The 26,439-nt window shown below is 70.0% G+C and carries 18 protein-coding genes; 4 read left to right on the forward strand and 14 right to left on the reverse strand.

The features are described 5' to 3' along the window. Window positions 1-4: 4 nt before the first annotated feature. The 9 genes from AC0N04_RS04590 to AC0N04_RS04630 all read right to left on the reverse strand — a co-directional run bounded on the left by AC0N04_RS04590 (window position 5) and on the right by AC0N04_RS04630 (window position 11,602). Window positions 5-538, reverse strand: coding sequence for an ArsI/CadI family heavy metal resistance metalloenzyme (locus tag AC0N04_RS04590; protein ID WP_474279130.1), 534 nt, complete (start codon window positions 536-538; stop codon window positions 5-7). Window positions 539-552: 14 nt separating this feature from the next. Next, window positions 553-882, reverse strand: a complete 330-nt coding sequence (locus AC0N04_RS04595; RefSeq protein ID WP_474279132.1) for an ArsR/SmtB family transcription factor — start codon at window positions 880-882, stop codon at window positions 553-555. Window positions 883-913: 31 nt separating this feature from the next. Next, complete coding sequence (locus AC0N04_RS04600) at window positions 914-1,048, reverse strand: hypothetical protein (protein WP_474279134.1); 135 nt, start codon at window positions 1,046-1,048, stop codon at window positions 914-916. 194 nt (window positions 1,049-1,242) lie between these two features. After that, the gene (locus tag AC0N04_RS04605; protein ID WP_474279136.1) at window positions 1,243-1,962 is read right to left on the reverse strand and encodes a hypothetical protein; all 720 of its coding nucleotides are present in this window, start codon (window positions 1,960-1,962) and stop codon (window positions 1,243-1,245) included. Next, window positions 1,959-4,310, reverse strand: a complete 2,352-nt coding sequence (locus AC0N04_RS04610) for a hypothetical protein (RefSeq protein ID WP_474279138.1) — start codon at window positions 4,308-4,310, stop codon at window positions 1,959-1,961. The genes AC0N04_RS04605 and AC0N04_RS04610 overlap by 4 nt, the downstream gene beginning before the upstream one ends. Before the next feature lie 12 nt (window positions 4,311-4,322). Then, complete coding sequence (locus tag AC0N04_RS04615) at window positions 4,323-7,295, reverse strand: type VI secretion system Vgr family protein (RefSeq protein ID WP_474279140.1); 2,973 nt, start codon at window positions 7,293-7,295, stop codon at window positions 4,323-4,325. Between the two features lie 162 nt (window positions 7,296-7,457). Continuing rightward, a complete protein-coding gene (locus AC0N04_RS04620; protein ID WP_474279142.1) occupies window positions 7,458-8,486 on the reverse strand; it encodes an RNA methyltransferase in 1,029 nt (342 codons plus the stop codon). Between the two features lie 13 nt (window positions 8,487-8,499). After that, complete coding sequence (locus AC0N04_RS04625; protein ID WP_474279144.1) at window positions 8,500-9,027, reverse strand: gamma carbonic anhydrase family protein; 528 nt, start codon at window positions 9,025-9,027, stop codon at window positions 8,500-8,502. Window positions 9,028-9,067: 40 nt separating this feature from the next. Further along, window positions 9,068-11,602, reverse strand: coding sequence for a penicillin-binding protein 1A (locus tag AC0N04_RS04630; RefSeq protein WP_474279145.1), 2,535 nt, complete (start codon window positions 11,600-11,602; stop codon window positions 9,068-9,070). A 141-nt stretch (window positions 11,603-11,743) separates the two neighbouring features. Between AC0N04_RS04630 and AC0N04_RS04635 the strand changes: the two genes are divergently transcribed. Then, entirely contained in the window at window positions 11,744-13,408 is a 1,665-nt protein-coding gene (locus AC0N04_RS04635) for an FMN-binding glutamate synthase family protein (protein ID WP_474279147.1), read from the forward strand. 6 nt (window positions 13,409-13,414) lie between these two features. On the opposite strand, the gene AC0N04_RS04640 is transcribed toward AC0N04_RS04635, so the two are convergent. Further along, window positions 13,415-16,105: a PAS domain S-box protein gene (locus AC0N04_RS04640; RefSeq protein WP_474279148.1), complete on the reverse strand. Its 2,691-nt coding sequence runs from the start codon at window positions 16,103-16,105 to the stop codon at window positions 13,415-13,417. Window positions 16,106-16,280: 175 nt separating this feature from the next. Further along, the gene (locus AC0N04_RS04645) at window positions 16,281-16,895 is read right to left on the reverse strand and encodes a glutathione S-transferase family protein (protein ID WP_474279150.1); all 615 of its coding nucleotides are present in this window, start codon (window positions 16,893-16,895) and stop codon (window positions 16,281-16,283) included. A gap of 185 nt (window positions 16,896-17,080) precedes the next feature. Here AC0N04_RS04645 and purB point away from each other — a divergent pair, with 185 nt between their 5' ends. Beyond that, the gene (gene purB / locus AC0N04_RS04650; protein ID WP_474279152.1) at window positions 17,081-18,451 is read left to right on the forward strand and encodes an adenylosuccinate lyase; all 1,371 of its coding nucleotides are present in this window, start codon (window positions 17,081-17,083) and stop codon (window positions 18,449-18,451) included. Between the two features lie 4 nt (window positions 18,452-18,455). Here the strand turns inward: purB and AC0N04_RS04655 are convergent, their stop codons facing one another. From AC0N04_RS04655 to AC0N04_RS04665, 3 genes are all read right to left on the reverse strand, one after another. Next, window positions 18,456-18,749, reverse strand: a complete 294-nt coding sequence (locus tag AC0N04_RS04655; RefSeq protein WP_474279154.1) for a hypothetical protein — start codon at window positions 18,747-18,749, stop codon at window positions 18,456-18,458. Between the two features lie 105 nt (window positions 18,750-18,854). Continuing rightward, a complete protein-coding gene (locus AC0N04_RS04660) occupies window positions 18,855-21,917 on the reverse strand; it encodes a serine/threonine-protein kinase (RefSeq protein WP_474279156.1) in 3,063 nt (1,020 codons plus the stop codon). Further along, the gene (locus AC0N04_RS04665) at window positions 21,914-22,543 is read right to left on the reverse strand and encodes an ECF-type sigma factor (RefSeq protein WP_474279158.1); all 630 of its coding nucleotides are present in this window, start codon (window positions 22,541-22,543) and stop codon (window positions 21,914-21,916) included. The genes AC0N04_RS04660 and AC0N04_RS04665 overlap by 4 nt, the downstream gene beginning before the upstream one ends. A gap of 50 nt (window positions 22,544-22,593) precedes the next feature. On the opposite strand from AC0N04_RS04665, the gene pyrF reads away from it, so the two are divergent. Both pyrF and AC0N04_RS04675 read left to right on the forward strand, forming a co-directional pair. After that, a complete protein-coding gene (gene pyrF / locus AC0N04_RS04670; protein ID WP_474279160.1) occupies window positions 22,594-23,415 on the forward strand; it encodes an orotidine-5'-phosphate decarboxylase in 822 nt (273 codons plus the stop codon). A 105-nt stretch (window positions 23,416-23,520) separates the two neighbouring features. Beyond that, the gene (locus tag AC0N04_RS04675; protein WP_474279162.1) at window positions 23,521-26,427 is read left to right on the forward strand and encodes a PAS domain S-box protein; all 2,907 of its coding nucleotides are present in this window, start codon (window positions 23,521-23,523) and stop codon (window positions 26,425-26,427) included. Window positions 26,428-26,439 lie beyond the last annotated feature (12 nt).

The following is a 26,439-nucleotide window of genomic DNA, read 5'->3' on the forward strand; positions in this document are numbered from 1 at the left end:
CAGGTCAGCAGCAGGACGACGAGGTGACGGCGACGCCGACCGGTTTGCCGCGCGTGGCGGGCCCGCAGCACGCGGCGGCCGCCGCCGGTTCCGAGCCGGCCTCGGTGGCGGGCGCGCAGCAGCCCGCCACCGCCGCGGCGCCCGCCGCGGCGCCCGCCGCGGCCTCGCTGAAGACCGGAATGTTGCCCAAGGTGTGGAAATGCTCCCACGCGATGCCCTGGGGGTCGGTGATCCAGTGCTTCTCGCTGCGCGCGTAGCAGCAGGTGGTCGCACCTTCGTCCAGCAAGGCCATGTCGGCCGCCTGGGCACGCGCCTTCATCTCGGCCAGCTCGGCCGCGTCGTCGGTCTGGATCCCCAGATGGTCGATGCCCGGGCGGGTACCGCGCGTCGAGATGGCGAAATTGACGGGCGGATCCTCCAGCATCCACTTGGCGTAATCCGACTCGACGCGCGCCGGTGCGGTCGCGAAAAGCTTGGCATAGAAGGCCATGCTCTGGGCAAGATCGTCGACGTGCAGGTGAACGTGGAAGCGTTTCATGAGGAACTCCTGGGTCAGCAAACGGTGGAACAGCGGGCCGGCGCGGCCGCCTCACAACCCTGCCCCTGGCAGCAGTGGGCCGTGAGATAGGCCAGCAAGGCATTCATCTGCTCGATGGCCGGCCGGTAGATCAGGTGGCGGCCATCGCGCTCGGCGCTCACCAGTCCGGCATGAACCAGCTCCTTCAGATGGAAGGACAAGGTGGACGCCGGCACATCCAGCAGGGCCGACAGCGCGCCCGGCGTCATCCCCTCGGGTGCCGCGCCGACGAGGGCGCGAAACACCCGCAGGCGCGCCTCCTGGGCGATCGCGGCAAGGGCAAGGACGGCGGCTTTTTCATTCATGTTTCCATTCTTATGGAAACATTGAATCAAGTCAAGGCCGACAGCACCGCTCCAGCGCCTTGCGCGCCATGGCGATGTCGCGCAGTGGGTTGCCTCCGGTCTTCTTGCGGATGGAGCCCGCCAGCAAATCGAGCTGCATCTTCTCGCTGGCGCACATGCGCTCCATGAGAGTCTTTCAGACTCGACGCCTCACACGTCTTCCACGCCCCACCCGCCGTCAACCGCACGCCCCCCCCCGGTGCGGCGATGCGGACCGAGGCCGTGGTGCTGGCCATGTCGACGTTCTTGTCGGCGATCAGCGTGGTGCCTGCGCTCTGGCTCTGGCCGGGCCCTCGCGTGGACAATCTCCCGGGCTTGCGTTCATTGCCCTTCTGACGGCACGCCCGATGCATCGCTGCCACTTTGCTTGGCATCTTCGAACCGGATCGAACGCAGGACCAACAAGGCATAGGGCAACAGGTCGCTCTTGGGGTCGTTCAGCCGTTTGACTTGCTCGCTCCAGCCGCAAAGTGCTACCGGAGGTTTGCGTAAGCAGAATGAGAGATGGCGAGATCGGCGCTCCAGATCACCGATCAAATCGTCATCGGTAATGATCGCTCCTGCGCTATTCATGGCCTGCAACTCAATCAGGTTGTATGCGCCTTTCACTCGCTCCAGCATTCCTGGCGTGTAGTGAGCCAAAGCCGTGCCCCACCCGGAGAAATCCAAACTCCACCGGCCTGTGGCAGCGTCCATCTTGCCCGGGAAGGATGGAGCATCCGCGCCCTTCTCGGTGGAAGATGTGCAATGCCAGTTGATGAACAACTCATGCCTCCATCGCAATGGCGCTACCTCCGGACGCCAGTCAAGTTTCAAGCTTCGCTGAGTCAGCGGCGGAAGATAGGAACCAACTACGTAGCGAGTGGGGAGCACCTCAGCAGCGAAGTCATCGATCACCGAAATGGGACAGGTGACTTTCGGATCGTCGCCCGACACGATCACACTTGTTCGTGTTTGACTCGACGGGGCTGATTGAGCCACCGCCAAGATTGCCGACAAGCCAATGGCCACGAGCCATCGTGGATGATGGCCTTCAGTCATGAATCTCTCCTGGGGTGCTGTGCTTCCGGAAAACATCGCGTCGTCCTGTCTGCTGCGACGAACTTCGGCTCACCGAGAACGGCCAGCGCCTGCGCATAAGGAACACAGCGTGATTCAAACCCTTGCAGTGAGGCGCTGTACAAGCGCTCAACGGCACCGGGCAAATTCACACATGCCGACGCTCGCCAGAAGCTGGGGCTGCGGTAGTACGGCGGGTCGGCACGTCCGGTCGAAACACGCTCAAGCTCATGCGGCGCGTCCGCGTGCCTTGCCATGTTCAGATGCGACCAGTAGTAGCCGGCGCTCTCGACGGGATCATCCGTGGAAAACTGAATGTCTCCAATCGAATTGCGCTGCTGAATTAGCTCCCGAGATAGCAAATCGGTTACGTGCATCAAGCTAGCATTCGATCGGCTCTGATGCGCCTGATGTTCAGCATTGAGCAACGCTTTGCGACTTGCCGGCGATATCTGCAAGACCCTGCCTCGATAGTCCCAATAGGCCAAATAGTTCGACGGCCATGTCAACTGCAGGAACCCGCGCCCATCCCAGGGGGCATAGCGCTCATGATCATTGCCCTCATGCAACTTCGTCAGCCACTGCGTTTCCTGCAACGCATTGCCGAAGAAGCTGGCCATGCGCTCGGCGCTGACATTGATCGCGTACTTGCGCATCATCACGTTCAGCGGGATGCGCTGAGTTCTCGCGATGTCACCGGTGATCGACCTTGGCAGTGTTGGCTCCCAAACCAATGCTTGCCCCGTCTTGCGCACCACCTGCAATGGCATCAATTGGCTGAACTCGTTGGCGCTCAACCACTTGCATGCCCGCATCATCCCCACGAACTCTCTCGGATGCATCCGCCAGTCCGCTGCAAGGTAGCTCGCCGGCATCCCGACGAAACTGATCGCCTTCAGGTGTGCCTCCAATTTTGGCCAGGCGCCAGGGTTGTTCTTGAGACCTTCGAGATCCTTCGCGAAGCCGTATCGCTGAGTGATCGTTGCCTGGTCCCACTCGCTCGGGAACTTGCATATCATTCGGCGCAGTTTCATTCGCACGACGACATTCCCCAGTCGCCGCGTGAGTTCGCTGCCTTCCATTCGTTGGGCGTCGTCGGCGTCGGGGTCGCAGATCAGTGCTTTGATGTGATTTGAATCGCAGCGCTGGTCGTTCGGATTGCCATCGTCGTCAATGCAATTCCAGCCCATCACGGGTAAAAAATCCGCATCGCTGAATTTGTAGCTGCCTTCGGCATTCAAGTCCGCCCACACAGCCGTGCCTTCGGCCACCGGAATGCGCCGCCAATGCGCCACATTGGTAGGCAAGGGGTCCTTGTCTGCTGCCGCCGGCCCGCGGCCCAGGTTGCGTCCAAAACGAAGCAATTCATACCAGCCGCTCGGACTGCTATTGGCCTGTTGTGCGCCAGGCAGCGCAGCGTGTCTTGCGGTGGCCTCTTCGTAGAGTCTGTATTCATCGTCCGGCCCAGCCGGCAAGCGCGCGATGAGCTTGCCGTGCCCATCAAAGCTTTCTATCTGGCAACGGCCCGTGTCATAACGAAGCTTGATCCATTGGGCCGTTCCAAGCGGGGTTGTGCCCTGCGTGCCACGCAGGTGGTTCGCAGGGCATTGCGTTCCGGCCAACGTGGGAGTGCTGGCAGGCAGGTATATGTAGACGCTGCCGAAGACACTGTCCGTGCGTCCATCGGCCGTAGGCACAAGCAAGGTGGTGGGATCTACCCAGTCGGTCCTTCGGCCGATCAGGTGTTGAATCTGAGTGGCATCTAGGCAGACTTCGAAATGAATCTGCCCATCGTGGCCATAGATCTTTCCTGGCGCACCCACGTCGTCCTTGCGCCAGATGGCATCTCCGGCCCGCCACGGCCTGGCTCCCGGTTGACCGGCGGCCGAGGTCATACCCAACGCGCTCAAATGCATGTACACGGTGTAGAAAACCACTCCGGTCTCGGTGTCGCCGTTGACGCCGATGGTTGTTCTATGTTCGACGATCACGCAGCCGTTGTCGGTCCAAGCGGCCGTCTTCGCGCCGAACCGGTCGAACGGGTTGTAGTTTTGCGGGTCGTCGACGTCGCTGTTGCGGATCGCAGGCTTGCTAACGAACACCACTTTGCCGTCGGCAATGGCGCGTACCCGCAAGTACGCTCCATCGGCCTGCGGTGCCTGCAGGTGCATGCCGTTATGCCACGACAGGGTGTGACTCAAGGGGAACGAACCCTCGGGCGCCTGCGTGTCCCTCAATCGAGATGCCGGCGCCGACATAGCAGTGTCAAGCCAGCGGACCTCGTCGGCCGTCGCCTCGCGGTCGGGCAGGAAGGGCGGGCTGATGATCATGGTCTCGCTCCCTCAGATCGACACGGGATAGTTCCCCACTTCCTTGACATTCAAATCCAACCTTGGCAAGTTGGGGCTGGCAAGGTGCGCCCACCCCGGGCCCGCCAGCACCTTCATCCCCGCCTTGAAGCTCACCGTCCCCGGCGCCGTCAGCGTGATGCTGCCGCCCTGGATCTCGATCCCCGCCCCACCCGCCGTCAGCCGCACGCCGCCCGGTGCGGCGATGCGGACCGAGGCGGTGGTGCTGGCCATGTCGATGTTCTCGTCGGCGATCAGCGTGGTGCCTGCGCTCTGGCTCTGACTGCTCACGCTGCCGCTGGCGGCGTGCAGCCGGATGCCGGTCTCCGCGTTGGGCTTGTTCGGGTCGATGGCCTGACCCTCGGTGAACAAGCTGATGCCGCAGGTGGCGGCGCTGGCGTGGTGGCCCTGGGCCAAGCGCTGGATGTCCTGGCCGGCCACGGCGCTGCAGGTGGCGCCTGCACTCACGATATGGTGGGCCGGGGTGGCGCTGGCGATGCCGTCGGGTGCGGCGATCAGCAGGTCGGGCCGGCTCCAGGCGGCGACCACGCCGTGGCCGCCGCCGATGTCGGCGCTGGCGTTGCCGGTGTCGTCGTCCCCGCCGCTGCGGGCGGTGGCTTTCAAGCTGGCCTGCGTGGCCCACAGGCCTTGCTCCACGGGCAGTTGCCTGCCGCGGTCGGCCGGGGTGGCACCGGCGACGGCCGGCTCGTGGGGCAGCTGGGCGTTGTGCGCCTGCGCCGCCTGGGCCAGCGCGTGGACGATCTCCTGGCCTTGCTGCAGCCGGCTTTGCGGCTCGCGGCTCGTCAGTTGCTGGCCGCCGGCCGCGCTGGGAGGCTGGGCGTGCGCGCTGAGCAGCAAGCCTGAGCCGGCACGCACGGCGCCCCAGGCGCTGCTGGTCAGGTCCAGCCCATGACCGCGGGCTTGCAGTCGCTGGTTGTCCGCCTGGTCGAGCAGGTGGCCCAGTTGCAGGCGGGTGGCGGCGCTCGTGCTGGCCAGCTCGATGCGGTTGGCTCCCGGCGAATCGTCGAACACGAGTCGGTTGTGCCCCCCGCCACCGCTCTGGCTGTGGCCCAGTTCCTGGGTCTTGAAGCCGGCATGCACCTGCGCGTGGGCGTGCGCCTGCAGCGCGCCCTGAGCCCGGGTGCCGGGGAACCAGGCGTTGGCGTTGCCGCTGGCCCCGGCGGCACCGCTCGCCCGCTGGTTGCCCTGCGCATCGGGCGCGCCCTGGCCGTTGTACAGGCTGCCGATCACCACCGGGCGGTCGATGTCGCCGGCCACGAAGGCGACCAACACTTCCTGGCCGACCCGCGGCACGAAGTGGCTGCCCCAGTTGGCTCCGGCCACCCGCTCGGCCACCCGCACCCAGGTACCGGCGCCGTCATTGCCCGGCGCATTGCTCTGGCGGGGAGGCGCCAGTCGGTGGCTGCCGGCGTCGCCCCGCTGCCAGTGAAACTGGATCTTGATGCGGTGGTCGCGGTCGGTGTGCAGGTCGGCGCCGGGTGCCCCGACCACGATCGCGGTCTGCACGCCGTGGATCGTGGGGCGCCGGTTCAGGCGCGGATCGGGCAGGCCATCGGCATCCCGAGCTGCGGGGCGCACCGGCACGGCCAGCGGCTGGGCGTCGATGCGGCATTGGTACGGCACCTCGTCGCCCTGCTCGCGCAGCCGCAGCTGCGCCAGCGCAGCCACGGCGGCGTGGCCCTGGCTGGCGGCGATCTCACGGGCGGCGGCGTGCGCCGCGTCGCGCGCCACGCGGGGCAGCAGCGCGTCGAGCCGGGCCTTGAGGTCGGCGCGCAGGTTGTTGCGCGCTTGGTGCCGCACGGCCAGCGTGACGAAGCGGTCGCGCGCGTCATCCCGACCGTCGTGGCGGGGATGGTCCGTCAGGCACCAGTGACTGCCGGGGGCGGCCTGGCGCAGCGTCGCCACGCCCTGGGCCTGGTGGCGCGCGGCGTCCAGCGCCTGCATCTGGCGCAGCGCCAGGCGTTCGCCCTGGCTGCGATCTTCATAGGCGTAGGCACCCGGCACATCGGCCAGGCGCAGGGCGGGCAGGACGCCGGGGGCGCCCTCGGTGGCGCCTTGCGTGGCCGGACGCAGGCTCAGCGTGCGGTGGTCCCGGCTGGCCAGTTCCAGCGCGGCGGTGTGCACGCGGTGCCCTTCGCGCCAGCGCGTCAGGCTGTCCTCGGGCAGCACGGTGCCGCTCTGCGTGTAGCGCACACGGTCTTGCCGATTGACACCGAAGGCGCCGTTGTGATCGGCGATCACCAGGGTGTGGCGGCCCCGCGTGGGCGAGGCGGCATCGCCCGTGTGCTCCCACCAGCAGAACAGGCCTTCCTCGCGCAGCAGGCGCTGGACGAAGGCCAGATCGCTCTCCTGGTACTGGATGCACAGGCTGCGCTGCGGATAGACGCTGGCGTCGGCCAGGTCCCAGCGCCAGTCGGGCGCGAGCCGGGCCTGGCCGGCGTAGTCGGAGAAGACCGATTCGATGATCTGGATCACCGTACGGCCCTGGAACACGAAGCTGTCCTGGCGACGATCGAGCAAGGCCAGCCAGGGCTCGACGGTGAGCCGGTAGCGCGCCAGGCCGCCGTCGCTGCCCAGCAGCTCGGCCGCCGTGACGTGGCCGTGGAACGGGCGCAGCTCGCTGCGGCTGTGCTGGGTCAGCAATTCCAGCAGCACCGGCTGGCCCATCAGGCGCTTGAGTTCAAGCGCGGTGTCGGTGGCCAGGCACTCGATGACGAAGCGGCTGCCCGCCACGCCGGCCTCCGTCCCGCAGCCCTCGGGCGCATCGGGGCCGATCGCTTCGGCGAGGTGGGCCCGCTCGGCCAGCAGCACGTCCGGGCCCAGCGGCGTGTGCAGGCGCAGCAGCCGGTGCCGTTGCGTGAACTCACCGGCCAAGGCGTCGAGGATCCCGTCGACAAGGCGTGCCGACAGATCGCCGGCAGCCGCCGGCATCGCGTTTGTAGCCATGTCTGGCCCCCCTGAATCGTGCTCGCAGTCGCCAGACCGGGGGGCTGTCTATCGCAGCCTGGTGTCCCGGTCCGCGGGCCCGCGCAGGGCCCGTATTGCCTAGTTTAGACGCAGTCGCGCGCCGGACGCATCGGGTTCGCCGACGATGCGCGCCGGCGTCCGTCAGATCGTCGCGCGGGGTCGCACCAGCGCGATCGGCCGTTCGCGTGCGCGCAGCTGGCCGCAACCGGCCTCCACGTCCTGGCCGGCCGAGTGGCGCAGCTTGGTCAGGATGCCCTGGCGGTGAAGCTGGCGGGCGATCTCCGCGGCGCGCTCCCAGCTCGGGCGACGGAACGGCAGCTCGGGCACGCTGTTGTAGGGGATCAGGTTGAGCACCAGGTACTTGCCGACGAGCAGCCGCGCCAGCGCGTCGAGCTCGTCGGCGCCGTCGTTCACGCCGGCCATCAGCGTCCACTGCAGTTGCACCGGATAGCCGGTGCGGCGGGCGTACTGCTCGCCGAGCGCCACCAGTTCGTCGGGCGCGATGCGCGGCGCGCGCGGCAGCAGGCGCTCGCGCAACTCGGCCTGGGTCGTGTGGAGCGACAGCGCCAGCGCAGGCTTGACGCGCTGCAGCGGCAATTGCTCGAACACGCGCCGGTCGCCGACGGTCGAGAACACCAGGTTCTTGTGGCCGATGTTGCCCTCGGTGCCCAGCAGGTCGATCGCGTCGAGCACGTTGTCCAGGTTGTGGGCGGGCTCGCCCATGCCCATGAACACCACCTTCTTCACCGGCCGCAGCGCGCGCGCCAACACCACCTGGGCCACGATCTCGCCGCTCGTCACCTGGCGGATCAAGCCGCCGGTGCCGGTCATGCAGAACTGGCAGCCGACGGCGCAGCCGACCTGGGTCGACACGCACAGGCCGTCGCGCGGCAGCAGCACGGCTTCGACGGCCTGGCCGTCCAGCAAGTCCACCAGCAGCCGTGACGAGCCGTCCTCGCCGGGATGCTGCGAGCGCAGCCGCGCCAGCGCGGCCAGCTCGGCCGACAACGCCGGCAAGGCCTCGCGCAGCGGCTTGGGCATGAAGTCTTCCAGCCGGCGCCGGCCGCTGTCCTGCGGCTGCGCCTGGGCCCACAGGCGCAGCACGCGGGCCTCGTGCCTGGGCAGGGCCCCCAAGGCGCGCAGGCGCTGGCGGATCTCATCGAGGCGCATCGGCGCTCGCGGCTCAGCCGACGCGGTGCAGCGCGGTCTTGAAGCGCCGGGCGTTGGCGACGTAATGCGCCGCGCTGGCACGCAGGCCGGCGATCTGCTCGGGCGTCAGCGCGCGCTTGACCGTGGCCGGGCTGCCGACGATCAGCGAACCGGCCGGAAACTGCTTGCCCTCGGTCACCAACGCGCCGGCACCGACCAGGCAGTCCGGCCCGATCACCGCGCCGTTGAGCACCACCGCGCCGATGCCCACCAGCGAGCCGTCGCCGATGGTGCAGCCGTGCAGCACCACCTTGTGGCCGACGGTGACGTGCTCGCCGAGGGTCAGCGGCTGGCCGGCGTCGGAATGCAGCACGCAGCCGTCCTGCACGTTGCTGCCGCGGCCGATGCGCACCGGCTCGCGCTGGTCGCCCCGGATCACCGTGGTGGGCCAGATGCTGACGTCCTCGCCCAGTTCCACCCGGCCGATCACCTCGGCCGAATCCGCCACCCAGGCCGAATCCGGCACCTCGGGGGCCACACCATCGAATTCATACAAGGCCATGGTTGCTCGTCGTGAGGTCAGGGGTGGAGAAACGCGCGGGTCAGGGAATCCGGGTCATCGCCGGCAAGGTCGGGCTGCGCACGGGCGAGGCCTGCGTCGTCGCCGCCGCGGCGTTGGGGGCGGACGCCACCGGCGCGGCCGGTGCCGCCAGCGCGGCATCCGACGTCGGCGTAGATGCCGGCGCAGATGCCGCCGACGCCGCGGCATCCGGCGCCGCGATCCCGATCTGGCCGACGAAGCCGCCCTGGGCGTATTCGCTGTAGCGCCAGTCGCCGTCGACCTGCTGGACGCCCTCGGGCGGCACATCGGCCTGGACCGGCACGCCCTTGAGCACCTGGCCCATGTAGTTGATCCAGATCGGCAGCGACAGGCCGGCGCCGCTCTCGCGGCTGCCCAGGCTGCGCGGCTGGTCATAGCCCATCCAGGCCACCGCCACCACGCTGGGCTGGAAGCCGGCGAACCACGCATCCACGACGTCGTTGGTGGTGCCGGTCTTGCCGTACAGATCGGTGCGGTGCAACTGGGCCTGGGCGCGCGCGCCGGTGCCGCTGCGGGTCACTTCCTGCAGCAGCGAGCGGATGATGAACACGTTGCGTGGCGAGACCACGCGGTCGCCGTCGGCGGCGGCGGCCGCCGAGAACGGCGGTCCACCGGACGACAGCGCCAGCGCGCCCGAAGCGGCCCCGGATGCCGGCATGGCCGGCGCCGATGCCGCGTCGGCGGCCGGTGCGACGACCGCGTCATGCAGGGTCGGCGGCGGCGGGGCCTGGAACAGCACCGCGCCCTGCGCGTCGACGATGCGCTCGATCACCAGCGGCGTGACCTTGTAGCCGCCGTTGGCAAACACCGCATAGGCCGAGGCCAGCTGCAACGGCGTGGTGCTGCCGGCGCCCAGCGCCAGCGTCAGGTTGTCGGGCTGCTTGGTCATGTCGAAGCCGAAGCGCGCCGCCCAGTTCCGCGCATCCGGCAGCCCCATCATCTGCACCAGCCGGACGCTGACCAGGTTCTTCGATTTGGCCAGCGCCTCGCGCATCGACAGCGGTGCACCGTCGTCGGTCTCGGCGTCCTGCGGGCTCCAGTCGCCGATGGTCAGCGGCGCATCGCTGATCATCGTCGCCGGCATCACGCCGTGTTCCAGCGCGGCGGAATACAGGAAAGGCTTGAAGCTGGAGCCGGGCTGGCGCCAGGCCTGGGTGGCGTGGTTGAAGGGCTGGCGCGTGAAGTCGAAACCGCCGACCATCGCCCGCACGCGGCCGGTCGCCGGGTCCAGCGCGACGAAGGCCGCCTGGGCCTCGGGGAACTGGCTGATCGACCAGCCCTGCTTGCCGTTCTGGACCACGCGGATGATCGAGCCGCGCTCGATGCGCAGGTCGTCCGAGGCCCGGCTGGACAGCCCCGGCTGAGCCCAGCGCAGGCCTTCGCCGCTGAGCCGCACGGTCTCGCCGGTGGCCAGCCGCGCCACCACCTCGCGCGGGCTGGCCTGCAGCACGATCGCCACGCGCAGGTCCTCGTCGTCGGGATGGTCCTTCAGCGCCTCGGCGATGGCCGCGTCGTCATCCGTCGCAGGCAGGTCTTCGGCATCCTCGGGGCCGCGCCAGGCGGTGCGCCGATCCTGATCCAGCAGACCGCGGCGCACCGCGTGCCAGGCCGCCTCCTGGTCCTTGGCCAGCAGCGAGGTGTAGACCTTGAAGCCCTGCGTGTAGGCCTTGTCGCCGAACTGGTCGACCACCGCCTTGCGCGCCATCTCGGCGACGAAGTCGGCGTGCACGTCGACCTGCAGGCGCGAGCGGATCACCAGCTTTTCCGCCAGCGCCGCATCGTGCTCGGCCTGGGTGATGGCCCCGGTTTCCAGCATGCGCGCCAGCACCACGTGCTGGCGCGTGGTGGCGCGCCCGAGGTTGGTGATCGGGTTGGCGAAGGCCGGGTTCTGCGGCAGGCCCGCCAGCATCGCGCACTCGGCGATCGACAGCTCGGCCAGCGGCTTGCCGAAGTAGACCTGCGACGCGGCGCCGAAGCCATAGGCGTGGTGCCCCAGGTAGATCTGGTTCATGTAGAGCTCGAGGATCTGGTCCTTGCTCAGCGCATGCTCGATCTTCATCGCCAGCGCCGCTTCCTTGAGCTTGCGCTCCAGCGTGCGCCGCGAGGTCAGGAAGAAGTTGCGGGCCACCTGCTGCGTGATGGTCGACGCGCCCTCGCGGTGGCCCATCAGGTTGGCCACCACGGCCCGCGCCACGCCGTGGAAATCGATCCCGCCATGCTCTCGGAAACGCGCGTCCTCCACCGCCAGCAGCGCATCCTGCATGCGCTTGGGGATTTGCGCGATCGGCAGGAACACCCGCTTCTCGGAACCGAACTGGGCGATCTCGACGTTGTCCCGCGTGAAGACCTCCAGCGGCTGGCGCGGGCGATAGTCGGTCACCGCATCGAGCGGCGGCAGTTGCGGGTAGATGATCGCCACCGCGACGGCCAGCACCAGCGCGGCCAGCACCGACACCACCACCACCACGAGCAGCACCGAGGTCAACACCAGTCCGCGTGAGCGGGGCCGCGGCGGGCGGCGAGTTTGAACAGCCAAGGAAGGTCTCGTCATCAGGGCGTCGGGGCCCCGATTATCAACATACGGCGCGACCGTGGCGGTCCGAGCGAAAACGAGCAGGCCGCCCGACCCCGGCCACAGTAGCATGGCCGCTTTGCCGCCTCGCACCGGAAACTCGACATGCCCACCTGGTTGCTGGCGCTCGATCGCCAAGTTCCGATCCGTTACCTGACGCTGCTGGGTTGCGCGGTGCTCGCGCTGCTCGGCGCCTTCGTGTGGGTCAGCACCGGCAGTGGCGCGGCGGCCACCGTGCTGGGATTCGGCGGCGTGGCGCTGGGCCTGCGCGACCTGCGCCAGCGGCGCCATGCCGTGCTGCGCAACTACCCGGTGATCGGCCACCTGCGCTTCCTGCTCGAATTCATCCGGCCGGAGATGCGCCAGTACTTCATCGAGAGCGACAACGAGGCGGCACCGTTCTCCCGCCAGCAGCGCTCGCTGGTCTACCAGCGCGCCAAGGGCGAGCCCGACAAGCGTCCCTTCGGCACCCAGCTCGACGTGCATCACGCGGGCTACGAATGGATCAACCATTCTCTGCTGCCGAGCTCGCTGGCGACGCAGGATTTCCGCATCACGATCGGTGCCGGGCGCGGCCAGCCCTACAGCGCCAGCGTGTTCAACATCTCGGCGATGAGCTTCGGTGCGCTCAGCGCCAACGCCGTGCTGGCGCTCAACCGCGGCGCCCGGCTGGGCGGCTTCATGCACGACACCGGCGAGGGCTCGATCAGCCGGCACCACCGCGTGCACGGCGGCGACCTGGTGTGGGAGATCGGCTCAGGCTACTTCGGCTGCCGCCACGACGACGGCCGTTTCGACGAGGAACGGTTCGTCCGCAACGCCACCGACCCGCAGGTCAAGCTCATCGAGATCAAGCTCTCGCAGGGCGCCAAGCCGGGCCACGGCGGCGTGCTGCCCGGGCCCAAGGTGACGCCGGAGATCGCCGCGGCGCGCGGCGTGCCGGTGGGCGTCGATTGCGTGTCGCCGGCCTCGCACAGCGCGTTCGGCACGCCGTTGGAGATGCTGCAGTTCATCGACCGCCTGCGCAAGCTGTCGGGCGGCAAGCCGACCGGCTTCAAGTTCTGCGTCGGCCACCCGTGGGAGTGGTTCGCGATCTGCAAGGCGATACTGGAGTCCGGCATCACGCCGGATTTCATCGTCGTCGACGGTGCCGAGGGCGGCACCGGCGCCGCGCCGCTGGAATTCGTCGACCATGTCGGCACGCCGCTGCAGGAGGGGCTGCTGCTGGTCCACAACACCCTGGTCGGACTGAACCTGCGCGAGCGCATCAAGCTGGGCGCGTCGGGCAAGATCATCAGCGCCTTCGACATCGCGCGCGCGATGGCCCTGGGCGCCGACTGGTGCAATTCGGCGCGCGGCTTCATGTTCGCGCTGGGCTGCATCCAGGCCCAGAGCTGCCACACCGGCAGTTGCCCGACCGGCGTGACCACCCAGGATCCGCTGCGCCAGCGCGCGCTGGTGGTGCCGGACAAGGCCGAGCGCGTGGCCCAGTACCACCGCAGCACCTTGCATGCGCTCAAGGAGTTGATCCAGGCCGCCGGCCTGGCGCATCCCGGCGAGATCACGCCGGGCCACATCGTGCGCCGGGTCGACGGCGACCAAGTCAGGCTGCTGGTCAACCAGCTCCGCTTCCTGCAGCCTGGCGAACTGCTGGCCGCCTCGCGCGGGGAAGCCGCCTGGCCCCACAAGGTCTACGAGGTCTACTGGCCGCTGGCCCAGGCCGGGAGCTTCTCGCCCACGCGCAGCGACCGGGCGGCCTTGATGACCTGACGCGGCTCAGGTGCCGCGCTCGGGTTCCGCTCCGTTGGGATTCGAACCCAACCAGGTCCGCAGCACCGCATAGAAGTGTTCGGCCACCAGCGGCTTGGCGACGAAGTCGTCCATGCCGGCGTCCAGGCAGCGGACCGAATCCTCCGCGAACGCATTGGCCGTGATCGCAACGATAGGCACGGCATCGCCGCCGGGCAGGGCGCGGATGCGCCGGGTGGCCTCCAGCCCGTCCATCACCGGCATCTGCATGTCCATCAGGATCAGCGCATAGCGCTGGCGGTGGGCCATGCTGACGGCCTGGCTGCCGTCCACGGCGACGTCGACGACCTGTCCCGCGTGCTCCAGCATCGCGATGGCGATCTCGCGGTTGACCGGATCGTCCTCGACCAGCAGGATGCGGTAGCCCGGAAGATCGCGCGCCAGCAGCGCGGCCGCGGTTTTCGGATCGACCCGCGGCTCGGCCGGGCGCCCTTGGCTGCAGAGGCCGAGCCGGGCGGTGAACCAGAAGGTGCTGCCCCGGTCCGGGGTGCTGGTGGCCCCCGCGTCGCCACCCATCAGCTGCGCCAGCTTGCGGGTGATCGACAAGCCCAGGCCGGTGCCGCCATGGCTGCGGCTGAGCGAGTTGTCGGCCTGCTCGAAGGCGGTGAACAGGCGCGCGAGCGCATCGGGCGCGATGCCGATGCCCTGGTCGTCCACCTCGAATCGCAGCAGCACGCCGGCGGCGTCCCGCTCTATCACGCCGACCCGCAGCGTGATCCGGCCGGTCTCGGTGAACTTGACCGCATTGGCCGCGAAATTCAGCAGTGCCTGGCGCAGGCGGGTGGGGTCGCCCAGCAGCAGGTCCGGCACGCCGACCACCTCGGTGCACAGCGTCAGGTGCTTGGCGCTCGCCCGGTCGTGCAGCAGCGCGACGACGCTCTCGAGCAGGCTCTCGACATGCACCGGCACCTCCGCGAGCGGAACGTGGCCCGCCTCGATCTTGGAGAGTTCGAGGATGGCGTTGATCACGCCCAGCAAATGGTCGCTGGCGTCTTCGAGCTTGTCCAGCTGCGCCGTCTGCTCGGCCGACATGCCACCGCGGCGGATCAGGTAGGCCATGCCGGTGATTGCGTTCAGCGGCGTACGGATCTCGTGGCTCATGTTGGCCAGGAACTGGCTCTTGACCTGGGCCAGGTGCTGGGCCTCGTTGCGCGACGCCAGCAGCTCGGCGGTGCGTTGGGCGACCTGTTCTTCGAGCCGGTCGCGGTGGCTGCGCAACGCCTGTTCGAAGGCCTTGCGCTCGCCGACATCGACCACCGACGCCAGGACCTGCAACTCGTCGCCGCGCGCCATCGGCGCCAGGCTGATCTCGACCGGGATCAGCCGGCCGTCGCGGTGGCGGGCCGACAGGTCGCGGCTGTTGGCCATCGCGCGCGGCTCGGCATGGCGCAGATAGCCGTCGAGATCCTGGCGATGGCGCGCCCGCAGCGCCTCGGGCACCAGCACCTCGATCGCCTGCCCGACCAAGTCCTCGCGCGCGTAGCCGAACAGCACTTCGGCTCGGGCGTTCACGCGCTGGATGCGGCCCTGCGCGTCGACCAGCACCATCGCGTCCGGGGCGCGCTCGATGATCAGGTTGGCGCGCGATTCACTCTCGCGCAGCGCGTCGTTCAGCGCGCGGTTCTGGCGCAACTCGGATTCATGCTGCCGCTGCAGCCGGACCACCACCGCCAGCAGCCCGACCAGCACCGCCACGCAGGCGCCCGAAATGGCCGCGATGCCCCAGGCCGCCCGGTGCCAGCCGGCAAGAAACAGATCGCCGGTGGCCGCGACGCTGACGATCAGCGGATAGCCGTTGACCACGCGGGTGGCCACGATGCGCTCCACATCCGCGTCGTCCGCCAGGCGATAGGTGCGCGCGTATTCGGCGCCGTGGTCGAGCCCGCGGCGCTGCACCAGATCGAAGCTGACCCCGGTGCGATTGGCCCGCCCGATCAGGCTGTCCGAGCGGGGCCAGCGGGTCAGATAGACGAAGTCGCTGCGCAGCAGGTTGATCGCCGCGCCTTCGCCGAGGTTCTTGCCGATCGGCGCATAAAAGTCGGAGAACGCATCGATCGAGATGCCCAGCAACAGCAGGCCGATCATGTGCCCGTCGGCGTCGTCGAGCCGGCGGCTGAGGTAGAAGGTCCACTTGCCGTTGCCCTTGTTGCGCACCGGCAGGCTGACCTTGCGGGCCACACCGTCGCCTTGCTGGCTGGCCTTGAAGTAATCGCGATCGGACAGATTGATCGGCGGCGCCGGATACGAGCGGCTGAAGTTGATCACGTCGCCATTGGCGGCGACGATGCTCGCCACGTCGATCTGGCCGTGCCCGCGAATCTTCTCGCGCAGCATGCGAAAGGTCTGGACGCCGGCCAGCTGGCGACGCAGGTCGGCGGCATCGCGGACGCCCAGCCTCTGCACTCTCTCGGCCACGTCGTCGAGCACATCGTCGCCGGTGGCCATCGCCTGCGAGGCTTGCTCGGCAAGGATCAGCGTCACCGTCTCGAGTTGCCGCTTCCAGGTGGCGATCTCGCGCTCGCGCAGCGCAAGCACCGCCAGGCTGGCCGCCACGAGGATCGCCACCACCCACACGCCTCCCATGGCGACGGTCAGCACGCTGGGCCGACGTAACGCGGCGAGCATCTGGCGCTGGCGGGTCCGGGGAGCCGAGGTCAACTGCAATCCTTGCCGCGCTGTCTCAGCGCGACCCTCAACCGCTCCCTGGTCTTGCTGACGATCCTAACCGACGGGGGCCGGCCTGCGCCGGCAGCGCCCCCAATTTCGGCAAGAACGCACGCGCCCTGTGGTTCCCATCGTGACGACCGGCACAACGCCGGTCGGCGAACGCACGTCACCCCTGCGGGGCGGTGTCGATGAAGCTCTGGCGCGCCGCCAGCTTGTCGTGCAGGCGCTGCAGGTTCGGATGGGGGCTGCGCCAGTCCAGTTCGGGGAAACGGAAATCGAGATAGGACAGCGCGACCACGGTGGCGATGTCCGCCAGGCTCATGTAGATGCCGACGCAAAAGGGCTTGTCGCCCAGGCCCAGGCTCATGGCCTGCAGCGCGGACTGCACCCGTGACATCTGGCGGTCGATCCAGGCTTGCGAGCGCTGCGCCTCGCTGCGGCCGGCCCAGACCTTTTCCAGCCGCGCGCTGATGCTGGCATCGAGCAGGCCATCGGCCAACGCTTCCCAGGTGCGCACCTCGACGCGCTCGCGGCCGCTGGCCGGAATCAGCTTGCCGACCGGCGACAGCGTATCGACGTACTCGACGATCACGCGCGAGTCGAACACCGCTTCGGCGCCTTCCATCACCAGGCAAGGCACCTTGCCCAAAGGATTGGCCGCCAGGATGGCGTCGTTGCCCCAGACGTCCTCGAGCACGAACTGGTAATCCAGCTTCTTTTCGGCCAGCACGACGCGGACCTTGCGGACATAGGGGCTGGAGAGGGATCCGATCAGTTTCATGCAGTGGCTTTGGGGAGGTATCCCTGTAGGCCCCGATTCTATCGAAGCGGCCCCGCACATGCCGTCACAAGCCCTCGGCGGCCGGCCGTAAAATGCCGGGGTGTCGCGCGCCATCCACGGCGCTGCGCGGCGCGCCTCTCCATGGTGCATGCCGCGCCCCGATTTCTCTTGCCTTCTGCCCGCTGATGACGCTCTCCACCCTCACGGCCCTGTCCCCGCTGGACGGGCGCTACGCTTCCAAGGTCGCCGCGCTGCGGCCGCTGCTGTCCGAGTTCGGACTGATGCACCGCCGCGTGCAGGTGGAGATCGAGTGGTTCATCGCCTTGTCCGACGCCGGCCTGGAGGGTTTCGCGCCGTTGTCGGAAGCCGCGCGCGGCCTGCTGCGCAGTCTGGTGGTGCGCTTCAACGAGCACGATGCGCGGGCGATCAAGGACATCGAGAAGGTCACCAACCACGACGTCAAGGCGGTCGAGTATTGGCTCAAGTCGCGCCTGGAGCACCATGCGGAGCTGAAGGCGGCCGGCGAGTTCGTGCACTTCGCCTGCACCAGCGAAGACATCAACAACACCAGCCATGCCTTGATGCTGAAGGCCGCCCGCGCCGACGTGCTGCTGCCGATGGTGGACCGGTTGATCGCCCAGCTCGTCGGCATGGCGCACAGCTTCGCCAGCGTGCCGATGCTGTCGCGCACTCATGGCCAGACCGCCAGCCCCACCACCGTGGGCAAGGAACTCGCCAACGTGGTCGCACGCCTGCAGCAGGCGCGTGCGCGCGTCGCCGAGGTGAAGCTGCTGGCCAAGATGAACGGCGCCGTCGGCAACTACAACGCGCACAGCGTGGCCTACCCGAACACCGACTGGGAAGCCTTCTCGCGCGACGTCATCGAGCAGCGGCTGGGCCTGAGCTTCAATCCCTACACGATCCAGATCGAGCCGCACGACTACATGGCCGAGCTGTTCGACGCGGTCACCCGCACCAACACCATCCTGATCGACTTCGCGCGCGACGTGTGGGGCTACATCTCGCTCGGCTACTTCAAGCAGCGGTTGAAGGACGGCGAGGTCGGCTCGTCGGCGATGCCGCACAAGGTCAACCCGATCGACTTCGAAAACGCCGAGGGCAATTTCGGCCTCGCCAACGCGCTGCTGACCCACCTCAGCCAGAAGCTGCCGATCAGCCGCTGGCAGCGCGACCTGACCGACTCGACCGTGCTGCGCAACATGGGCGTGGCGCTGGGCTACGCGCTGCTGGGCTACGACTCGCTGGCCCGCGGCCTGGACAAGCTCGAACTGAACGCACCAGCGCTGGCGGCCGACCTCGACGAGGCCTGGGAAGTGCTGGCCGAGGCGATCCAGACGGTGATGCGCCGCCACGCCCTGCCCCAGCCCTACGAGCAGCTGAAGGCCTTCACCCGCGGCAAGCCGATGACCCGCGAGCTGATGCAGGGCTTCATCGCCGGGCTGGCGCTGCCGCAGGACGAGAAGGACCGCCTGCTGGCCCTGACGCCGGCCGGCTACACCGGCCGCGCGGCCACGCTGGCGGCACGCATCGGCTGAGCGCTCAAGGGGCGGCGACCACCGCCACCCAGTGGGGCCCATGGCCCGCCGCAGGCGCGTCGCCGTCCGGCGCGGCGCGAGGGATCGGAGGCGACGGCACAGCCGCCGAGTGCGTCGCCACCTGGCGTGGCCGCAGTGGGCGTTGGCGCTCGCCCCCCGGGCGATCGCCGATCGACACACCCAGTTCGATCAGCACCACGGCCGACACCACCGACGCAGCGAGCACCGGCAGCGGCGAGGCCACCACGGCCCGCCACGACAGACGCTGGCGACCCGGCGTCGAGAACGACTCTGACATGCACCACCCCCGTTCGGACGCCAGACACGCGGTGCCGTCCATCAGCCCCGCCTGCCGTCCTGGTTGAGGGGACATACGTCAAACGCCGGTGAATCCGGCCAGGCGTTACATCCCGGCCCGCCCGCCCGCGCCTGACACGCGAAGCACCTGCACGGGCGGGTCCATCGCCCGGCGCCGCGCCCGCCACGGCGCGATGGCAAGCACGGCAGCGCCGCGGGCCCGCCCCCGCGCACCGGCGTGGCACAGGTCGGCCAGATGCTGCATCAGGCCCTGCTCGACCGATCCGGGCAGGATCTCGGCCAGCAGCGCAGCCGCCTGCGGCTGCGCTGCGCAGGCCTGGGGGGCCTGCCCCATCCGCCACAAGGCCTCGGCGCGCAAGCTCAACGCCTGCGCCCGCTCGGTGCGCCCGACCTCGGCGACCACCGCGTCGTCCAGATCGTCCAGGGCCTGCTGGGCTTGCGCCAGCGCCACGTCCGGCCGTTGTCCGAACAAGCCGGCCTCGGCGCGCCAGATCGCGATTGTGGCCCTCGCCCGCGCCTGCGCCTGCGGTGTCCAGGAGACGATCACGGCCTCCTCGGCACGCGACCAGGCGTCCAACGCGCCCTGCGCGGCCCGCGCATCGGCGGCGCTCGTCTGCGCCAGCACCTCGACCCGGGCGCGCCGCATCGCCAGCATCCGCGTGCTCCACGGCGTGGTCTGCACCTGCGGCTGTATCCTGTCCACGCGCACCAGCGTCGCCCGCGCCTCGGCCGCCCGGCCCAGCTGGGCCAGGGTCTGCGCCCACTGCGCCAGCCATTGCACGGTCACGGTGCTGGGCCGCGCTCCTTCACGGCGCGACAAGCCGTCGACCGCCAGCGCGATGTGCTGCTGGGCGTCCTGGAAGCGCCCGAGCAAGGACTCGACGTCCGACAAGGCCTGGCGCAGCGCCGGCAGGGTCGCGACGTCCTGCGCCATGCCCGGCACCGCGAGCACCGCGCGGTGCAGCTGCGTCAACAGCGCCAGCGCCTGCGGCGCCCGGCCGGTGGCGCTGAGATACACCGCCTTGCGCAGGCCTACCTGCACCGTGTCGACGGCCGTCGGCCCGAGCCCCTCCAGGCTGCGCTGGTAGGCGGCGTCCAGCAGCGCGCCGGCACGCTCGTAGTGGCCCAGCCGGGACTCGACCTCGGCCAGTTCGACCTCGGGCTTGGTCAACGCAAAGCGCGGCGTGCTCGGGTCGGCATGCAACAGCGCCAACGCACGCCGGTACAGCTCGGCAGCGTCGGACAGCCGGCCCTGGCCGAACCAGCGCACCCGCGCCAGGCCGATCAGGCCGCGGCTGGCGAGCAGGCGCAGCGCCGGTGCCCCGGAGGTCACCCGGATCGCCTCGCCGAAGGCATGCTCGGCGGTGGCTGCGTCGCGGGTCTCGGTCAGGTTGCCCAGCGACAGCCAGTAGCGCGCCAGGCTGGCGTCGAACTCGCCGCCAGCCGGTGGCCGCAGCGGCGTGGCCTGCGCCAGCGTGGCTTCGGCCCGGGTGCTGTCGAAGGCGTTCTGGGCCAGGCTCAGGCGAACCAGCGCGTCGAACATCGCCGGCGTGCGCGGACCGACCTGCTCGCGCACGTAGGCCACCAGCGACTGCGAGGCGGCCAGTTCGCCGTCGCGCGACCCGGCGTCGGCGTACAGGTCGCCCAGCGTGCTGAGCAGGTCGCGCTGCACGTCCGGATCGGTGCTGGGGTGATCGCGCAATTGCCGGGCCGACAGATCCAGCAGCTCGCGAGCCGTCACCTGACCGCCGCGGGCCGGGTTGCCGCCCAGCCAGGACACCGGCTTGTACAGGCTCAGCAGGAAGTCGCGCGTGGCACCGGCGCGCTCGGCCTCGCGCCGGGCGATCTGGCGCTGGCGCAGCGACACCGCGGTCGTGGCCAGCAGCAGCGCCGCCGCGCCGGCGGCCATCGCCACGCCGGCGCGGTGGCGGCGCACGAAGACGCCGAGCCGGTAGTGCCAGGAATCGGGCTGGGCCTGCACCTGGCGGCCGTCCAGCCAGCGCTGAAGGTCGTCGCGGAATTCCGCGGCCCCGCGGAAGCGTTGGTCGGGCGACTTGCGCAAGGCCATCAGCACGATGGCATCGAGTTCGCCGCGCAGCGTGCGCGCCAGATGCCGCGGCGTGACGCCGCGCGCCTGGGCGGGACCGGCCTGCGGGTCCGCGCTGGGCCGCGGCGGTGGCGTTTCGAGAATGGCCGTTTCGAGCTGGGCCGCGCTGCGATGGCGCAGGCGGTAGGGGGGCGCGCCGCACAGCAACTCGTACAGCACGACCGCCAGCGAGTAGACGTCGCTGGCCGTGGTCAGCGGGTCGCCGCGCAGTTGCTCGGGGCTGGCGTATTCCGGCGTCAGGGCCCGGCTGCCGAACTGGGTCAGCGGGGCGCCGCCCCCCTCGTCGCCCTCTTCGTCCAGCAGCTTGGCGATGCCGAAGTCCAGCAGGCGCACCTGGCCCTCGGCGTTGACCAGGATGTTCGAGGGCTTGAGGTCACGATGCAGCACCAGCAGGGCGTGGGCATGTGCGACCGCGTCGAGCACCTGCAGGAACAGGCGCACCCGATTGGCCGGCGGCAGGCGGCGCGCGTCGCACCAGTCGGTGATCGGCTCGCCGTCGACCAGCTCCATCGCCAGCCAGGGCGTCGCGGGCTCGGTGGCGGCCACGCCCGCGTCGTACAGGCGCGCGATGTGCGGGTGGGCCAGGCGCGCCAGGATGTCTCGCTCGCGCGCCAGCCGCGCCGCCAGATCGGCACGCCAGGGCAGGCGGTGCGGCAGCTTCAGCGCCACCATGCGCTGGTAGGCGCCGTCGACGCGGCGCGCGCGCCAGACTGCGGCCATGCCGCCCTGGCCCAGGCAGGCCATCAACTCCCAGGGGCCGACCCGCTGGCCGGGCAGCGGGCCCGCGTCCTGCGGCACGGCCGGCCGCGGGCCCAGCACCGGCGGCGCCGCGAGCGGGTCGTCGGCGAGCGCCGTGGCATGGGCCGCCAGCAACGCGTCCAGCTCGGCCAGCAGGGCGGGCTCCGGCGGCGGATCCTGCCGCGCGAGATCGGCGCGCCAGGCGCGGCGTTGCGCGGGATCCCGGTCCAGGGCCTGGTCCAGCCAGGCGCTCACACGCTGCCAGCGCGCCAGCGCGTCGGGCGGCGGCGCGGCGGCAGTCATGGCCGCAGGCGGGTCAGCAGGAAGGCGCGGGCCTTCTCCCATTGCCGGCGCACGGTGCGCTCCGACTGCGCGGTCAGCTCGGCGATCTCGACCTGGCTGTAGCCGGCGAAATACTGCATCTCCACCAGCCGGGCCAGCGCCGGGTCGCGCAGCGCCAGTTCGTCCACCGCGTCGTGGATGCGCAGCAGGGTCTCGTCGGCCGACGCGGCCGGGTGGTCGGCCGGAAGCAGGTCGTCCAGCGGCACATGCGGTGCCCCGCCGCCGCGATGCAGGGCCCGGTGTTCGCGCGCCAGGTCGACGATGACATGCCGCATCACGGTGGCCGCGTAGGTGAAGAAGTGGCGCCGGTCGGCCAGGTCGAGCTGGCGTGTCCGGGTGAAGCGCAGAAAGCTCTCGTGCACCAGCTCGGTGGTGCACAGCAGGTCATGCCCGCCGCCGACGTACAGCCGCGCATGGGCGATGCGGCGCAACTCGGGATAGAGCTGCCCGAACAGGTGGTCGATCGCGCCGGGCTGGCCTTCGGCCGCCCGGTGGATCCACTGCGTCAAGGAAAGATCGTCCGGCACCTGAACTCCTGCCGCCGCCGGATCGGCCCCGGCGGGCGCGTTGGCACGGTGGCGCAGCATAGGCTCTGCGCGGGCCGGGCGGGGTCGGGCGGCCCACCTAGAATGAGGGCATGAGCTTCCCCCGCCTGCTGGCCGAGGCCTCGGCCCGCCACGACTCGCTGCTGTGCGTCGGCCTGGACCCGGATCCGGCGCGCTTTCCCGGCGCGATGCGCGACGACCCGTCGCAGATCCACGATTTCTGCGCCCGCATCGTCGAGGCCACGAAAGACCTGGTGTGCGCGTTCAAGCCGCAGATCGCCTACTTTGCCGCCCACCGCGCCGAAGACCAGCTGGAGCGGCTGATGGCCACGATCCGGCGTACCGCGCCGGGCGTGCCCATCGTCCTCGACGCCAAGCGCGGCGACATCGGCTCGACAGCCGAGCAATACGCCCGCGAGGCCTTCGTGCGCTACCAGGCCGATGCGGTGACGCTGTCGCCGTTCATGGGCTGGGACTCGATCGAGCCCTACCTGCCGTACGACGGCAAGGGCCTGATCCTGCTGTGCCGGACCTCCAATCCCGGCGGCTCGGACCTGCAGTTCCAGACCCTGGCCAACGGCGACCGCCTGTTCGAGCACGTGGCAAAGCTGGCCGCCGGTCCCTGGAACCGCGATGGCCGGCTGGGCCTGGTGGTGGGCGCCACCTTCCCGGCCGAACTGGCACGGGTGCGCGAGCTGGCGCCGACCCTGCCGCTGCTGATTCCAGGGGTCGGCGCCCAGGGCGGCGACGCCGCCGCCACCGTGCGCGCGGCGTGGCGGCCGGACGGACCGATCATCGTCAACTCGTCGCGGGCCGTGCTCTACGCCGGTGCGGGCGACGACTTCGCCCAGCGGGCACGGGCCGCCGCCGCGGCCACCCGGCACGAGCTTGCGCTGGCCTGCGGCCGGCCTTGACGGATCGGCCTGACTGTGGCGCCGGCGACAAACTCGCGCCGGCGGCGTTTCGCTTTGGCGGCGATTGCGCGGACACTGGGTCGGCCGTCCCGTCCGAGTTGTCCCGTGCCCCTGCCAGATGACCCCGCTTCCGGATCCCGCGTCCGGCTGAACCGCCCGCCCGGCCCGATGCTGGCCGGGGCGGCCCTGAGCGTGGCCGGCGCGGTGACGGCGCTGGCGTCCCTGCTGAGCGGCCCGGTCACCGCCTGGGCCGCGCTGGCCGGCGTGGGCTTGATGATCGCCGGCACGCTCGTCTGCTCCGTCGAGCGGCTGCGCCGGCAGGCGCTCGCCGACGCCCGGCAGGCGGCCCAGGAGCAGCGCACCGCCAGCCTGCTGGGCATGGCCGCCGACATCTGCTGCGAGCTCGACGCCCAGGGCCGGGTGCGCAAGCTCTTCGAATCGAGCCGACGCGACGGCGCCGTGCTGGGGCCGTCCGACCTGGACCACAAGCTGTGGGAGCTGCAGGGGGTCGTGATCGACGCTGCCGCATTGCGGGCCCTGCGCGATGACCTGCGCCTGGGCCGGGGCTGGCGCGAGCTGCCGCTGCAACGCAGCGACGCCGAAGGCCGCCTGCGCCATCTGCGCCTCAGCGCCGAACCGCGGCGCGACGGCGGCGGCCCGCTGGGCGGCCACTGGGCCATGCTGCGCGACGTGACCGTGGAAGTGCAGGCCCGCGAGGCCCTGCAGATCAGCGAATCGCGTTTCCACGACCTGTTCCGCCGGATTCCCACCGCCCTGGTGGTGCATCGCGGCGGCCGGGTGCTGGATGCCAACCCGGCCGCCGTGGCGATGTTCGGCTTCGGCGATCTGGCGAGCATGGTGGGCCAGGACCTGTTGTCCTTCTACGCCCCGGGCACATCGCAGGCCCTCGCGCGGCAGCGGTTGGAGGAGCTGGCGGCGCTGCCCCCGGGCCGGCGCCTGCCGCCGGCCGAATTCATGCTGCGGCCGCGGCCGGGCATCGAACTCGTCGTGCAGGCCAGCAGCGTCACGGTCGATGCAGGGGAGGACCGCAGCGCCACGCTGACCATCTACGTCGACGAGACCGAGCGGCGCCAGGCCGAGGCCGCGGTGCAGCGCTCCGAGGCCATGCTCAGCCTGTTGGTGGCCAACAACCCGGACCTGATCACGCTGACCGAGATGGCCACCGGGCGTTACGTGATGGTCAACCCGAGCTTCGAGAGGATGACCGGCTACACGATCGCCGAGGTGGTGGGAAGGACCAGCCTGGAACTGGGCATCTGGGCCGACACCGACGCGCGCAAGCGGCTGATCGAGGCCTTGCGCCAGGCGCCGGCCGTGCAGAACCTGCCGACCAGCTTCGTGACCCGTCGTGGGGCGCGCGTGACGATGCTGATGTCGGCCGCGCGCTTCATGATGGACGAGCGCGAATACCTGCTGATCAGCGCCCGCGACGTCACGGCGGCCGAGCAGGCCCGGCTGGAGCGCGAGGCCATCCTCGACAACGCGCAGGCCGGCATCTGCCTGATCCGCGACGAGCACTTCATGATGGTCAACCCCCGTCTCGAACAGATGCTGGGCTGGCCGCCGGGGCTGCTGGTCGGCCAGCACGCGGCGGTGGTCTGGCCCAGTCGCGACAACTACGACGAAACCGGCCGCCGCATCGGCCCGCCGCTGGCGCGCAGCGAACGCGTCGAGATCGAGCAGGCGCTGCGTCGGCGCGACGGCAGCCAGTTCCTGTGCCGCCTGTTGGCCAAGGCGGTCGACCCGAACCATCCCAGCCGCGGCGGCACGATCTGGCTGGCCGAGGACATCACCGAACGGCGGCAGGTCGAGCAGGCCCTGGCCCGCGCCCGCGACGATGCCGAAGCCGCCAGCCATGCCAAGAGCGCCTTCCTGGCCAACACCAGCCATGAGATCCGCACGCCACTCAACGCCTTGCTCGGCCTGGCCCGGCTGGCACGCCACCCGGGCCTCGAGGACAGCCGCCGGCGCCAGTACATCGAGCAGATCAGCGAGAGCGCCGAAACCTTGTCGGGCATCCTGTCCGACATCCTCGACCTGTCGAAGATCGAGGCCGGCAAGATGCACCTCGACCGCATCGTGTTCGACCTGGGCGCGCTGTTGACCTCGCTGCACCATGCCTACAGCGCGCTGGCCGACACCAAGGGCCTGGACTTCGAGGTCGAGCGCGACGAGGGCCTGCCCGAGGCCGTGGTGGGCGACCCGACCCGGGTGCGGCAGATCCTCAGCAACTACCTCAACAACGCCCTCAAGTTCACCGACGCCGGCCGCCTGCGCCTGAGCGCACGTAGCGTGCGCCCGGGCCTGGTGCGCTTCGAGGTGACCGACACCGGACCCGGCATCGACGCCGAGACCCAGGCCCGCCTGTTCAGCCCGTTCACCCAGGCCGACAACTCGGTCACGCGATCCTACGGCGGCACCGGCCTGGGGCTGTCGATCTGCCGCGAGCTCGCCGAGCTGATGGGCGGGCAGGTCGGCGTCGTCAGCCTGCCCGGCCAGGGCAGCTGTTTCTGGGCCGACCTGCCCTTGCCCTCGGGCGACGCCGAAGAACTCGAATCCGGGCCCACCAGCGGCGGCGCCGACCCGATCGACGGCGCGCACCTGCTGATGGTCGAGGACAACCCGGTGAACATGATGATCGCCGTGGCCTTGCTGGAGCAATGGGGCGCGGTGGTCGGCCAGGCCGGCGACGGCGCCGAAGCGGTCGCGGCCGTCGAGGCCGCCTGGGCCCGGGGCCACCCGTTCGACGCCGTGCTGATGGACGTGCAGATGCCGGGCATGAGCGGCTACCAGGCCACGGAAGCCCTGCGCCAGCGCTTCGATGCCCGGGAACTGCCGATCATCGCCCTCACCGCCGCGGCCCTGGTGTCCGAGCGCAACCAGGCCCTGGCGGTCGGCATGAACGACTTCCTGACCAAGCCGATCGATGCCCAGCGCCTGCGCCACAGCTTGGTGCGCAGCCTGCGCGCGCGCAATCCGGACGGCCCCTGAACGGGGCGCCAC

This window comes from Ideonella sp. sgz306126, assembly GCF_056032705.1.